Raw genomic sequence first — 13,034 nt, 5'->3', positions numbered from 1 at the left:
CGCCGCTCTGACTTGCGGCGCGGCGGCAGGCATTCACCGGCGGATCGTCCGCCCGAGTTTCCTCCCGAAAGGCGATCTCCGGCTTCGGTCGGGATCGCCTGAGGGAGAGGGGATCACCATGAAGAGAATTCTATCCAGCGTCACGGACGGCAAGGGCTTCGACATCGGCCTCGTCGTGCTGCCGCTCGGCTTCCTGTTCATCATGTCCGGCCTTCCGCTCATCTACAACGTTGTGATGAGCTTTCAGGAAGTCGACATGTTCAGCCTCGGTAGTTTCTGGCGACCCTTTGTCGGCTTCCGCAACTATGTCGACCTGTTTTCGCAGCCTGAAACCCAGCCGATACTCTTCAATACGGCGCTCTTCGTGGTGGCCTCGATCTCTGGACAATTCGCGATCGGCTTCGGCCTGGCGTTGTTCTTCTGGATCAATTTTCCGGGCGCCTCGTGGCTGCGCGGTCTTTTCCTTGTCTCCTGGGTAATGCCCGGCCTTGTCGTCGGCGCCATCTGGAACTGGATTCTCTCCGGCGATTTCGGCGTCCTCAATTTCTTCCTGCGGGAGATGGGCGCTATCTCCGGCAATATTTTCTGGCGCTCAGACCCGAACTATTCGCTCTGGGCCGTCATCATCGCCAATATCTGGCTCGGCACGTCCTTCAACATGATCCTGCTCTCGGTCGGGCTGTCGGGGATACCGAAGGATCTCTACGAGGCGGCCGAGCTTGACGGCGCCAATGCGCTTCAGCGCTTCTGGACGATCACGCTGCCGATGATGCGTTCGACGATCGGCGCGATCATCGCGCTCGGACTGATCTTCACGCTGCAGCAATTCGACCTCTTCGCCGCCATTACCTCGGGCGGGCCGAACAATTCGTCCAACGTGACGCAATATTGGGCTTGGGACCTTTCGTTCCGGCAATACGACTTCGCCAAGGGAGCGACGATCTCGGTAATCATGATTGTCTTCGTTATGCTCGCTTCGGTCGTCTATGTGCGCTCCACCCGCCATGAGGTCCGAGGATGAGCGATCAATTCCGCAATCGGCTGATGCTCGCCGCCGCGCTGGTGCTGGCGGCCATCTACCTCTTTCCGCTCTATTGGATGTACGTCACCGCGCTGAAAACCGGTTCGGCGATGTTCGCGACACCACCGAAATTCCTGCCCAGTGAGCCGCAATGGAACATCTACGCCTTCGTCTGGGAAAGCCGGAACATGGGGCGCTATCTCTGGAACTCACTGGTCATCGCATTTGGCTCCGTGGCGTTGATCGCGGTGCTCGGCGTCGGCTGCGCCTATGTGCTCGCGCACTATCGCAATGTCTGGGTCGATATCGGCCTGTTCCTTATCCTCATGCTGCAGGTGCTGCCGGCCTCGCTGATGATCACGCCGATATTCGTCGGCTTCTCGCAGTTCGGGCTGCTCGACACGCCGCGCTTTGCCGTTATCCTGGCGATCGCGGCCAAGAGCATGCCGTTCTTCGTGGTCCTCGTCCGGGCGACCTTCATGAGCGTGCCGATGGAGCTCGAGGAGGCGGCGCTCGTCGACGGCAATTCGCGCATCGGCGCCTTCTTCAACATCGTCCTGCCGCTGGCGCGCAACGGCATTCTGGTGAGCGCGATCCTGATCTTCATGCAGGCCTTCGGCGAGTTCGTCTATTCGAAGTCGATGATCCAGGACATCGAACTGCAACCCGCCAGCGTCGGCCTGAATTCCTTCATGGGGCCGAACACCAATGAATGGAACAACATCATGGCCTACGCCACGATCTATGTGACACCCATTCTGGCCGCCTTCATTCTCTTGCAGCGCCGTATCGTTTCCGGCCTCACTTCGGGAGCCCTCAAATGACCCTTCAGATCGAACTCAACGGCGTCAACAAGTTCTACGGTGCCTTTCATGCGTTGAAGGACATCAATCTCGCGATAGAGGAGGGAACCTTTGTCGCCCTCGTCGGCCCATCCGGCTGCGGCAAGTCCACTTTGCTGCGTTCGCTCGCTGGTCTCGAAAAGATCTCGACCGGCGAGATGAAGATCGCCGGCGCACTCATGAATGGCGTTCCGCCCCGCAAGCGGGATGTCGCAATGGTCTTCCAGTCCTACGCGCTCTATCCGCATATGACGGTCGAGGAGAACCTGACCTACAGTCTGCGCATTCGCGGTGTGAAAAAGGTAGAAGCGCGCAAGGCGGCGGAAGAGGTGGCGGCAACCACCGGCCTCTCGCATCTGATGAAGCGCTATCCGCGCGAACTCTCGGGCGGCCAGCGCCAGCGCGTGGCGATGAGCCGAGCGATCATCCGCCACCCGAAAGCATTCCTGTTCGACGAGCCGCTCTCCAATCTTGATGCCGCCCTTCGCGTGCATATGCGCAAGGAAATCCGCGCCTTGCATGACCGGCTCAAGGCAACATCCGTCTACGTGACCCACGACCAGATCGAGGCGATGACGATGGCCGACCACGTCGTCGTCATGCGCGACGGCATCATCGAGCAGCAGGGCCGGCCGCTCGATCTCTATGACCGCCCGGCCAACAAATTCGTTGCGGGCTTCATAGGTTCACCCGCGATGAACTTTATACCGGCGATCGTCGGGGAAGATGGCGCCCACATCGTTCTCGATTTCGGCAAGATGCAGGCGAAGCTCGCGCTCGGGCGTGGTCTGGCGCCGGGATCGTCCGTCACTGCTGGTATCCGGCCGGAGCACATCAAGGTCGTTTCGGAAGGGCAGGGCGCTTTCGACGTCCCGGTCGGTTTCGTCGAGTCGACCGGTTCGGCCACTTTCATCACGTCGGCAACGCAGCCGGAACTGACGATCGTCGAGACCGGGCGCGGCAGAGCAGGAAGCGGCGACATCATCGGTCTTGCGATAGATCCGGCGCAACTGCATCTTTTCGACACCGCAACGGGCCGGCGGATCGAACCGGAAAATGGCCGCATCGGCATCGAGCCGCCGCGGCACCTCCACGTTGCAGGTCATGCGAGCTGACGCAAAGTCAGGAAAAGAGTGTAACGGTTTTCCGCCCGCATTCCGCGACTCATCGCGATCCAAAGAGGTGGGCGCAAGCGGCAGAGGCGCCGCCTCGTCTGAGAAAACCGCTCTAACGCTTTGTTCTTTTGCGCATAGCGCCGCGCGTCTAATAAGACGGGCAAAGGACAGTGTAGTACTTTGAATTGCGGCATGTTTTATCCTTAAATCGAGTAGGATTTAAGGAAACATGCAGTAGCGTTCGGCGTTTTCACGATCCGCTCTGAAGAGCGATCTTGCCTTCCCTTAGGTCAAGCATAAGTCGCTCCTGGCCAACCCGGATTACGTTCTCCATAGCGCTTCGGGCGCCATGCTCGTCGCGGCGCTGGATCTCTTCGACGATGCGGATGTGCGCCATCGCGACGCGGTCGATTTCCGCCTCTTCGGGGCTTGGACTCGTGAGTTTGAAAACGCCGATCAATGCTGCTTCGATAAGGCTCCCCACCGTCCGCATGAAGGGATTGAGGGAGGCTTCGAGCAAATGGAGATGAAATTCGAGGTCGGCGTGCGCCAGTGTCTGGGCGCTGTGCCCGGCATCGCCCATGGCAACGGCAAGCCGCATCATCTGGCTGATGTCGGCGTCGGACGCCCGTCGCGCCGCGAGACTTGCGGCATAGGGTTCGAGGGCCAGTCTCACTTCGCTCAGGTGATGCAGGAAATCCTGGTCCACGCCGACATTGAAATGCCAGGAGAGGACATCGGCGTCGAACAGGTTCCAATGCGTCCGCGGCATGACGCGCGTTCCGATGCGCGCCCGCGGGAAAACGAGCCCTTTGGCCGCGAGCGTCTTCATCGCTTCGCGCAGGACCGTGCGCGAGACATTGAAACGCGCCGCAAGCTCCGTGTCGCCTGGCAGTATGTCGCCAATGGCAAATTCGCCGCCGACCACGGCCTGGCCCAGCTCATCGACGACGAGCTGGTGGCTTGTGCGCTTCCCCGGTCGTTTGGCGAAGGTTTCCGGCGGCATTCACACGGTCCTCCGCTCACTCAGGCGTGTTGTCGGGCATCGCGCGATAGATGGATGATCCCCTTCTGCAGAAGGATGAAGGCAAACAGAAGCGCGCCGATCAGGATCTTCGTCCACCAGCTCGACAGCGATCCGTCGAAGGTTATGTAGGTCTGGATGAGGCCCTGGATGAAGATGCCGACCAGCGTTCCGGCAACAAAGCCCGATCCGCCGGTCAACAGCGTGCCGCCGATGACGACGGCGGTGATTGCATCAAGCTCGACGCCGACCGCGGCAAGCGAATAGCCGGCCGACGTGTAAAGCGAGAAAACAATGCCGGAGAGACCCGCGAGCAGTCCCGAAAGGGCGTAGATCTTGATCGTTGTGCTCGCGACCGGAACGCCCATGAGCTTCGCTGTCGCCGTGCCGCCGCCGAGCGCATAGACGTTCGTGCCGAACCGGGTCCGGTGAGCGATGAGGATGCCGACGGCGAAGACGAGCAGCATCAGGCCGCCGATGAGAGTGATCCGTCCTCCGCCTGGCAGCTTGTAGTAGAAGCCCTTCAACGTCCCGTAGAAGGGATGCTTGATCGGAATGGAATCGATCGACAGCACGAAGGCCATGCCGCGGGCGAGGAACATTCCGGCCAGCGTCACGATAAAGGCCGGCATCTCGAGATAATGGATGATCATCCCCATCAGCACGCCAAAAAGCGTGGTGATGGCGAGGACCAGCGCAAAGGCCGCGAGCGGGTGCATGCTGGTGTGTTCCAGGACAACCGCAAGGAACACCCCGGTGAAAGCGATGACCGAACCCACCGAGAGGTCGATGCCTCCCGAAAGAATGACGAAGGTCATGCCCACGGCGGCGACGCCGAGGAAGGCATTATCGGTCAAGAGATTGCCAATAACGCGGGTGGAGAGAATGTTCGGATATTGGGCAGCGCAGAGCGCATAGCTTAAGACGAAGATTAAGATCGTTGCCGTAAGTGGCAGATATTTCTTATTCATTTCGCCTCCTGCTCGGTCGTTTTGGCTGCTCGCCGTGGGACAGCAAGGAAAGCAAAGGCGGTGCGGAAGCGCGGCGACTGAAGCACCAGAATGAAGACGATGATTGCCGCCTTGATGATGAGGTTGAACTCCGGCGGGAAACCGGAAAGCAGGATGCCGGTATTGATCGCCTGGATGATGATCGCTCCGAGCACCGACGCGGCGATGCTGAAGCGGCCGCCAAGAAGGGAAGTGCCGCCGACCACGACCGCCAGAATGGCGTCGAGCTCCAGCCACAGCCCCGCATTGTTTGCGTCGGCCCCCCGGATGTCGGCAGCAGCGATGATGCCGGCAATCGCGGCACAGAGGCCGGAAAGCATATAGGCGGCAATCAGAAGCACCGGGGTGAGAACCCCCGACAGCGTGCTTGCCTGGCGGTTGATGCCGATCGCCTCGATCAGCATGCCGAGGGCGCTCTGCCTAACGAGCAGTGCGACGAGAACTCCGAAGACGAGCCAGACGACGACCGGCATCGGTAAACCGGCGAAGGAACCGCTGCCGATGAAGATGAGGCCGGCATCATTGAAGGTGAGAATCGCACCCTCGGTCACGAGCTGGGCGATGCCTCGCCCGGCAACCATCAGCACGAGCGTCGCGATGATAGGCTGAATGTCGAGGACAGCGACGAGAATGCCGTTCCATATGCCGCAAAGGATGCCGACCGCAATCGTGATCAGGATCGTCTCGAACAGCGAATGGCCGGACGTGATGGATGACGCTGCAATGGCACCGCAAATCGCCATGACCGCGCCAACGGAAAGATCGATGCCCTTGGTTGCAATGACGACGGTCATGCCGATCGCCAGCAGCACGACTGGAGCGCCCCGGTTAAGGATGTCGATCAGGCTGCCGTAGAGGCGGCCATTCTGAATTTCCAGGTTGAGGAAACCGGGAAAGGTCATTGAAATCGCGATGAGAATAGCCGCCAGCGCGATCAGTTGTGGCAGCAAACGGGCGAGATAGATCCGGACGATCGATGTCACGATGCCCTCCGCTCATTGGTCGCGGCAATCGCCTCGACGATCTGATGGGCCGTAATGCGCTCTCCGCCGAGTTCGGCGACGTGGGCGCGGTCGCGAAGAACGATGATTCGTGTGCTGTAGGCGACCAGTTCTTCGATCTCCGATGAAATGACGATCAGTGACATGCCTTTCTCACGCAGCGACTCGATCAGCCTGACGATCTCGGCATGTGCGCCGACATCGATGCCGCGCGTTGGTTCGTCGAGGATCAGGAATTCGGGTTCCGTGGCCAGCCAGCGGGCGAGGATGGCTTTCTGCTGGTTGCCGCCGGAAAGCAGCTTGATCGGCTTTTCCCTGTCGGCCGTTCGGATATCCAGTGCCCGGATATAGAGGTCGGCCAGCCGGTTCTGCTCCGTGCGCGAGATCGGCCGTGTCCAGCCCCGGCTGGCCTGCAGCGCAAGAACGATGTTCTCGCGCACAGAGAGATCACCGACGATGCCGGCGGTCTTGCGGTCCTCTGGGCAAAAGCCGAATTTCTGGCGGATGGCGGCACGAGGCGACGACAGTTCGACGCGGCGGCCGTCGATTTCCGCCGTCCCGCTGTCGGCGCGATGCGCACCGAAGAGGACCTCTGCCGTTTCCGTACGGCCCGAACCGAGCAGGCCGGCAATACCGACAACCTCGCCCGCCCTGACGTCGAGATCGAAAGGATCGATGCGTCCACGCCGGCCGTAATTCCTGAACCGGTAGCGCGGCTCGCCGCCTTCCGCAGCGGCAGCCTGGACTGCGTGAATCTCTGCCGCAAGTTCGCGGCCGATCATCATCGCGATCAGATCGCGACGATCGAGGTCGGCCGTGTTGCGGGTTCCGACAAGTCGCCCGTTCCTGAGCACCGTGATGCGGTCCGAAATCTCGTAGACCTGCTCGAGAAAGTGGGTGATGAAGATGATGCCGAGGCCGCGTGCCTTGAGGCGCCGGACGATGCGAAAGAGCATCGCGACCTCATGTGCATCGAGGCTCGCCGTCGGCTCGTCGAGGATCAACACCTTGCCCGAAAGGTCGACGGCGCGGGCAATCGCCACGACCTGCTGAATGGCGACCGAATAGCTTGCGAGCGCACGGGTGACGTCGAGCTCGAGCTCGTATTCCGACAGAAGTTCGCGTGCCTTGCGGTTCATTGCGCGGATGTCGACCACGCCGAAACGCCGCGGTTGCCGGCCGAGAAACAGGTTCTCGGCGACGCTGAGGTTCGGCAGCAGGTTCACCTCCTGATAGACGGTCCCGATCCCGAGCCGCTGGGCCTCGAAGGTGTCGCGCGGGTCGACTTCAACCCCGTCGAGCAGGATGCTGCCGCCATCCCGGCGATAGGCGCCGGTGAGGCATTTGATGAGTGTCGATTTGCCGGCGCCGTTCTCTCCGAGAAGCGCGTGAACCTCGCCGCGCTGCAGATGGAAATCGACCTTGTCCAAGGCCTTGGTTCCGGGAAAGCCCTTGTCGATCCGGACCGCCGAAAGAATGTTGTCGCTGCTGGCTTGCATGGATACCGTCTCTGGAACGTCGAGACCGGAGCGGGAACGACATGCCGCGCGGCATCTACTCTCGTTTCCGGTCGAGCCTTCTTTGCAGAAGGGCAGAAGCGACCCGCACCGGTTCTGCCGGGCGGGCCGCAAGCGAGATCAGTAGCCGAGGCCCTTCTTCTCTTCGTAGACCTTCATCGGATCGTCGGCCTGGGTATAAAGCTTCGATTCCGTCTGGATCCACTTTGCCGGCGCCTTTCCATCCTTGAGGTAGGCGGCGAGGGCGTCGAAGGCGGGACCAGCCATGTTCGGGGTCAGTTCGACGGTCGCGTTGGCTTCGCCAGCGGCCATCGCCTGGAAGATGTCCGGAACGGCATCGATCGAGACGACGAGAATGTCCTTGCCCGGCTTCAGGCCGGCTTCCTTGATGGCCTGGATCGCGCCGACGGCCATGTCGTCATTGTGGGCGTAGAGCGCGCAGATGTTCTTGCCGCCGCCTTCCGCCTTCAGGAAGCTTTCCATCACTTCCTTGCCCTTCGTGCGGGTGAAGTCGCCGGTCTGGCTGCGGACGATCTTCAGATTGTCGTGACCGGAGAGCGCCTGTTCGAAGCCCTTTTTGCGGTCGATCGCCGGCGACGAACCGGTCGTGCCCTGAAGCTCGACGACGTTGCAGGGCTTGCCGGCAACTGTGTCGGCAAGCCACTTGCCGGCGACATTGCCTTCGTGGACGAGGTCGGAGGTCACAGCCGTCAAATAGAGATCGTCGGATGCGTCGACGGTGCGGTCGAGCAGGATGACAGGAATTTCCGCATCCTTCGCTTCCTGCAGCACTTCATCCCAGCCAGTTGCGACTACTGGAGCGACAAGGATCGCGTTCACGCCTTGCGCGATGAAGGAACGGATCGCCTTGATCTGGTTTTCCTGCTTCTGCTGCGCATCGGCGAATTTAAGGTCGATTCCGCGCTGCTCGGCCTGCTGCTTCGTCAGCGTCGTTTCAGCTGCGCGCCAGCCGGACTCAGATCCGATCTGGGAAAAGCCGACGACGAGTTCCGCGGCCGATGCGCTGCCGAAGGTGCAGGCAGCAAGAATCGTTGCACTCGCGAGTGCCTTCGCAAATTTCATGATTTCCTCCCAAAGAAAGCTGCTCTCCATGCAGCTGTCGAGAAAAAATCATATAATAATACTTTTGTAAACTCACGTTTGAAATCTTCCAGCGTATTCCCGCCAAATTCATCGGTGCGTCATGCGCTTGATGTCGTTAGAGCGTGGCCAACGTGCGGTTCGACAATGTTCCCAAATAGAGCTGTCGGATGCTCAGCTTGTTTTCGAGCGCGATGATGATGTCCTCGCTGAAATCCACGCCGTAAAGCGCGGCGATCTCCGGGAGGGCTCCGGGACTGTAGACATTGATCTCCAGTATCTTGTCGCCGACGATGTCGAGGCCCACCAGGAACATGCCGTCTTCCACCAGTTTCGGTCGGAGCTTTTCCGCCAGGGAGAGGATTTCGGGCGTGACCGTTGCCGCTTCCGGCGTGCCGCGGGCGTGCATGTTGGAGCGCACATCGCCCTTGGCCGGCACCCGGCGGAGCGCGGCATGAACACCATCGCGCTCCAATGGCCGTCCGTTCATGAGAAAAAGGCGGACGTCACCGGCGGTCGCTTCGGGCAGGTAGGTCTGGGCGATCAGGTACCCTTCGCCGCTGGCAACTTCGAATATCTGATTGAGGTTGGCTTCCTTGGAACTGATCTTGAAAACGTTCTTGCCGCCTGATCCCTGCAAAGGCTTCAGGATCACGCCGTCAGGATGCGCATCGATGAAGTCCCGGATTTCCTCGATGCTCCGGGAGATCAGCGAGGTGGGGCGAACAACTTCCGGAAAACCCTGCAAATAGAGCTTGTTCTGGGCACTCGCCAAGCCGGCCGGATCGTTGACGACGATCACGCCGCGATCGACCGCAAGACGGCCAAAATTCACGCCGGCATAGGCTGCCCAAGAACGCTTTTCGGCGTCTTCCGAAGGATCGTTGCGCAGAAAAAGCACGTCGATTTCTGTGATGTCGATCGTCCTGACCTTTGCTCGCTCGTCCTTGAGCGCATTGAGCAACGTCTCCGGCTTCTTCGGTTTCGGGCCATGCAAGGTCGTAGCCCGGACCATCAGGCTGTCGTCGGAACGCAGCACGAAATCCCCGGGCATGACGTAGCAAACGTCGTGACCACGGGCGAGCGCCGCGAGCGCAAGCCAGGTGGTGGCGTAATAGGTAGCCTCGCCTTCGATGGAATTGACGAAAAAGGCGATGCGCATGTCCGGCTCCTAACTTTCGATCATGTCGAGCGGTGACATTCCCGCGCGTGCCTTGGCTAGGCGCGATGGTGCTTCCGGATTGTCAAGAAATATAGGGTGCACGGCCGGCACACCAAGCAGTCCGCGGGCACTCAATTCCTGCATGACGCCAAAATGCGAAGCGGCGATCTTTCCCATCCAGAACGGCTCCAAGGCGCCGTCGGCGGCCAAATGGGAGAGGAGTTGCAGAAGGCCGCGCAGGTATATCGCATCCTTGGCGAGACCCCCACTGCGATAAACGCGCAGGACGACGTTGAAGGCATCAGCCTTCAAGAACCCATGGTCCTTGACGAGCTGTTGATAGGCTTCCGGCAGCGATGCGCCATCTAGCATCGCGGCGCAGGCAACGACGCGGGCGGCAATGAGGCGCAGTCGCTCGCTGCTCATGCCGCCCGTCAGGTACTCCGCAAAGACTGCCAATCCCTCTTGCATACCTTCGTATCCGGCGAGGCCGGACCGGAAAAGACGCAGACCCTGCGCCGAACCGTTGAAATAGGTCAGCAGATGGACACCGATCTCGTGGCTCAAGATCGGCTCGACGCGTTCGGCTTCCATCGCGGTGCTGCGTGCGATCAGCAGGCGGTTGCCCGAAACCAGGAGACCCGAGGGAAGATCATCACGCACTTCGACGGTGGCGTCGAAGCCGGCGTAACGCCGCCGATACTCAGCGATCATCGCGCGTGCCTGTTGCTCGACGAAATAGCAATCGGCGTGGCGCTCCGCGACGCGCCCTTGACCTGGATTGGCGTCTCCATCGTCAGTACGGGCAAGAATATCCCGAGCAGCCCGCAAGAGTTCCGGTTCGACGGGACCATAGAGGGCGCGGCCGAATTCAATGAACTTTGCGCTTTCCCGGGCCGAAAGCAACGACAGCTGAAGGTCTAGTTCCTGCTGCTTTTCGCGGTAGAGCTGGTACAGCACCGGATCTTCGAGGTGGTCGAAGGCGATCGAGAAGAGCTTTTTCTTTGCCGCCGCGACCTCCAGCGTCAGCGGCCGATAGAGAAAGCGCGGGGCTCGCCGGTACTCGCTCGCGGCAAAATCGCTCCATGCCGCGTCGGCATTGATCGGTGTCACCGCGAGCAGGAAATCGAAGGTCGACGCAACCTCGTCGATACTGCGGTCGGTGCGGACCACGGCGTCGATGAAGGCCTTTCTACCAAGCGCCCGATGCGTCGAGATGTCCATGCTTTTGGTGGCCCTGACGAACGCGGCGAAGGCTTGCAGGCCGGCATCGAAGATACTGGCGATCAGCCGTTCGCGAAGCTGCGGATAAATGTTGCCGGACTCACGTTGCCGATAGATCGGTGCAAATCGCACGCGAAGACAGGGAAACGGCACATTCAGCCCATCGGCTTCGCGAAACTCCACACGCGGCGTGCGGAACTTTGCTTCGGTCGCCTCGGCGGCATTGGCGAATGCCGTTGCGGCAATCCGTGCAGGCTCCTCCGGGCTTGCCGCAACCTCGATCTTGAAGGGTGGAAGATATGGTGCGTCGTCGGTCAACAATTCGTCGCGCGCGAGTTCGCCGATCTCCAGGACTATGAATGCTCCGAGGCGCCGCTCGAGCAGCGCGCCGACAGCCCCGATGACCAAGACAGCAATGTTGGCATCTGGCGCAATGAGGTAGGAGGCATTCGCCTGGGCGATCTCACGGGCGACCGGACCTTCTTCGGCGCCGGAGATGTGCAGGCAAAGAAAAGGAAGCGCGCGGTCGATATGCAGCCGTCCGCCGTCCGGAAGGTCTTTTCGCACGGCCTTGCCGGCCTTGATGGAGGCCAGCGCCTCGGCGAGCCATTCGGGCGTATCTGCGGTATCCCTAGGGGAGGGCGCGGCGGAACGTTTCATCGGTTCGCTCCCAGCGCGCTCACAAGCAGCGGCAGCGTTGACGAGACAAGCTTCCTGAGTGCCGCAAGCGCCTCCATGTTCGGCTCGCCCGTCCACTCGTCCATGAAGAACTTCTTGAATTCGACGGCAATCGCACAGCCCGTGTCGGGGAAGCGCTCATGGATGAATCGCGTTTGTTCACCTCTGCCCTGAAATGCGATGTTTTCGCGTACGTCGAGCCGTCGTCCTTGCCATTCAACGGAGCGCAAGGCCTCGACGAAAGCGTCCACCACCAGGGCCCATTTCACGCGATCCATCGAATATGTGCCGATGTTGACCTCCGGCGCCGCTTCCGCTCGCGTTGCTTCCGCTTCCGGACCGTCGCGCCTGTGGTTGTAACTGTGGACGTCCAGAACGACGAAGCGTCCATGGCGGCGCTCAATGCCCGTGAGCATCGCTTCCAGCATGGCGTAATATTCGTCATGCATCGCCAGCGACGCTTCGACCACATCGTGCGGGGGCTCGCGGGCCCAAACCTTGAGGCCCCAGGCCTGCTCCGGCCGCACGTATATCGCACCGCCACGGGGGCGATTGATATCGACCTCAAATCGCGACCGATGAACGACAATCCGATTCGGGAAATCGCGGATGATGAACTCGGTGAAAGGATCCTCCTCGCGCAGCCGTTCCGCGGCAGAAAGAGCAAGGAGACGTTCGACCGCGCCGCGCACCGCGTGGCCGTTATGGATGGCCGTGGCGACTATGGGAGAGTCACCACGATGCTGAGTCCACCATTCGTCGTCGAGAGACTCCCTCAACACCTTGCTCGGGCAATCCGGTCCATTCATCTCAACGCTTTCGCCAGCCGCATTCCGCGTATCGGTGACAGGGCTACAATTCAAAAACGAAGTTTTCTGTTCCGCGCATGGGCGCAAAAAATCGTCCGCTCGAGCGGTACACGCTGTCACTGGGTGCGAAATCAGTCGGGCCCTTAGCTCATGCGCGATTGATCGTAGGCAGCAGGAGTTGCACCTCGCGCTGTCTCTCCGGCGCAAGTATTTCTACGTTTTTCCTCCAGAACGCCTCGGCCGCCGCCGGCTCTGGCTCCCAGTTTCTGACCGAGGTCTGGTTATCGTCGATGACCACCCGGCGATGACCGCCGAGGCGCAGGTATTCCTCTGCCAATTTGCGAGCGTTTGTCAGTTCCATGACTCTCACTCCACGTCGTTCCCGGATGCTCGGCTCGGCGGCGCCTCGCCGGATACTACCTATCCGAAACGTTCCGGGCGCACGGACGTTCCCGGATGCAAACCCTCGGCCCTTGAGGCACTCGTCCAACCGAAGTCTATGATATTTATACGCGCTTCCGGCCGTCGAT

At 60.6% G+C, this 13,034-nt stretch carries 12 protein-coding genes; 3 read left to right on the top strand and 9 right to left on the bottom strand.

The window, feature by feature from the left end; genetic code table 11:
• The first annotated feature begins 118 nt into the window (after nt 1-118).
• Genes PZN02_RS21445 through PZN02_RS21435 form a run of 3 tightly spaced genes read left to right on the top strand, consistent with a single transcriptional unit; the run spans nt 119 to nt 2,978 of the window.
• Complete coding sequence (locus PZN02_RS21445; protein WP_280662691.1) at nt 119-1,021, top strand: carbohydrate ABC transporter permease; 903 nt, start codon at nt 119-121, stop codon at nt 1,019-1,021.
• On the top strand, nt 1,018-1,845 hold the full coding sequence (locus PZN02_RS21440; RefSeq protein ID WP_280662690.1) for a carbohydrate ABC transporter permease: 828 nt from the start codon (nt 1,018-1,020) through the stop codon (nt 1,843-1,845). Before PZN02_RS21445 ends, PZN02_RS21440 begins: the two co-directional genes overlap by 4 nt.
• On the top strand, nt 1,842-2,978 hold the full coding sequence (locus PZN02_RS21435; protein WP_280662689.1) for an ABC transporter ATP-binding protein: 1,137 nt from the start codon (nt 1,842-1,844) through the stop codon (nt 2,976-2,978). Before PZN02_RS21440 ends, PZN02_RS21435 begins: the two co-directional genes overlap by 4 nt.
• Nucleotides 2,979-3,228: 250 nt before the next feature.
• Here the strand turns inward: PZN02_RS21435 and PZN02_RS21430 are convergent, their stop codons facing one another.
• The 9 genes from PZN02_RS21430 to PZN02_RS21390 all read right to left on the bottom strand — a co-directional run bounded on the left by PZN02_RS21430 (nt 3,229) and on the right by PZN02_RS21390 (nt 12,865).
• Nucleotides 3,229-3,984, bottom strand: a complete 756-nt coding sequence (locus PZN02_RS21430; RefSeq protein WP_280662688.1) for a FadR/GntR family transcriptional regulator — start codon at nt 3,982-3,984, stop codon at nt 3,229-3,231.
• A 20-nt stretch (nt 3,985-4,004) separates the two neighbouring features.
• Nucleotides 4,005-4,973: a galactofuranose ABC transporter, permease protein YjfF gene (gene yjfF, locus PZN02_RS21425; protein ID WP_280662687.1), complete on the bottom strand. Its 969-nt coding sequence runs from the start codon at nt 4,971-4,973 to the stop codon at nt 4,005-4,007.
• Entirely contained in the window at nt 4,970-5,995 is a 1,026-nt protein-coding gene (locus tag PZN02_RS21420) for an ABC transporter permease (protein WP_280662686.1), read from the bottom strand. Before PZN02_RS21420 ends, yjfF begins: the two co-directional genes overlap by 4 nt.
• On the bottom strand, nt 5,992-7,512 hold the full coding sequence (gene ytfR, locus PZN02_RS21415; protein WP_280662685.1) for a galactofuranose ABC transporter, ATP-binding protein YtfR: 1,521 nt from the start codon (nt 7,510-7,512) through the stop codon (nt 5,992-5,994). The genes PZN02_RS21420 and ytfR overlap by 4 nt, the downstream gene beginning before the upstream one ends.
• Before the next feature lie 138 nt (nt 7,513-7,650).
• Nucleotides 7,651-8,613: a galactofuranose ABC transporter, galactofuranose-binding protein YtfQ gene (ytfQ, locus tag PZN02_RS21410; RefSeq protein WP_280662684.1), complete on the bottom strand. Its 963-nt coding sequence runs from the start codon at nt 8,611-8,613 to the stop codon at nt 7,651-7,653.
• Between the two features lie 136 nt (nt 8,614-8,749).
• A complete protein-coding gene (locus PZN02_RS21405) occupies nt 8,750-9,793 on the bottom strand; it encodes a glutathione synthase (RefSeq protein WP_280662683.1) in 1,044 nt (347 codons plus the stop codon).
• A gap of 9 nt (nt 9,794-9,802) precedes the next feature.
• Nucleotides 9,803-11,677 (bottom strand): flavohemoglobin expression-modulating QEGLA motif protein, encoded by a 1,875-nt coding sequence (locus PZN02_RS21400; RefSeq protein WP_280662682.1) that lies wholly within the window; start codon nt 11,675-11,677, stop codon nt 9,803-9,805.
• The gene (locus PZN02_RS21395) at nt 11,674-12,504 is read right to left on the bottom strand and encodes an N-formylglutamate amidohydrolase (protein ID WP_280662681.1); all 831 of its coding nucleotides are present in this window, start codon (nt 12,502-12,504) and stop codon (nt 11,674-11,676) included. Before PZN02_RS21395 ends, PZN02_RS21400 begins: the two co-directional genes overlap by 4 nt.
• A gap of 148 nt (nt 12,505-12,652) precedes the next feature.
• Entirely contained in the window at nt 12,653-12,865 is a 213-nt protein-coding gene (locus PZN02_RS21390) for a hypothetical protein (protein ID WP_280662680.1), read from the bottom strand.
• Nucleotides 12,866-13,034: the final 169 nt, after the last annotated feature.

This window comes from Sinorhizobium garamanticum, from assembly GCF_029892065.1.
In the GTDB taxonomy this organism is placed as follows: domain Bacteria; phylum Pseudomonadota; class Alphaproteobacteria; order Rhizobiales; family Rhizobiaceae; genus Sinorhizobium; species Sinorhizobium garamanticum.
The sequence above is the reverse complement of the archived record's forward strand: the minus strand, read 5'-3'. Positions and strand labels throughout refer to the sequence as shown.

Coding starts and splice junctions, on each gene's coding strand:
- PZN02_RS21440 (WP_280662690.1), top strand. CDS start 1,018: ATGAGCGATCAATTCCGCAATCGGCTGATGCTCGCCGCCGCGCTGGTG.
- ytfR (WP_280662685.1), bottom strand. CDS start 7,512: ATGCAAGCCAGCAGCGACAACATTCTTTCGGCGGTCCGGATCGACAAG.
- PZN02_RS21395 (WP_280662681.1), bottom strand. CDS start 12,504: ATGAATGGACCGGATTGCCCGAGCAAGGTGTTGAGGGAGTCTCTCGAC.
- PZN02_RS21400 (WP_280662682.1), bottom strand. CDS start 11,677: ATGAAACGTTCCGCCGCGCCCTCCCCTAGGGATACCGCAGATACGCCC.
- yjfF (WP_280662687.1), bottom strand. CDS start 4,973: ATGAATAAGAAATATCTGCCACTTACGGCAACGATCTTAATCTTCGTC.
- PZN02_RS21445 (WP_280662691.1), top strand. CDS start 119: ATGAAGAGAATTCTATCCAGCGTCACGGACGGCAAGGGCTTCGACATC.
- PZN02_RS21430 (WP_280662688.1), bottom strand. CDS start 3,984: ATGCCGCCGGAAACCTTCGCCAAACGACCGGGGAAGCGCACAAGCCAC.
- PZN02_RS21405 (WP_280662683.1), bottom strand. CDS start 9,793: ATGCGCATCGCCTTTTTCGTCAATTCCATCGAAGGCGAGGCTACCTAT.
- PZN02_RS21390 (WP_280662680.1), bottom strand. CDS start 12,865: ATGGAACTGACAAACGCTCGCAAATTGGCAGAGGAATACCTGCGCCTC.
- ytfQ (WP_280662684.1), bottom strand. CDS start 8,613: ATGAAATTTGCGAAGGCACTCGCGAGTGCAACGATTCTTGCTGCCTGC.
- PZN02_RS21435 (WP_280662689.1), top strand. CDS start 1,842: ATGACCCTTCAGATCGAACTCAACGGCGTCAACAAGTTCTACGGTGCC.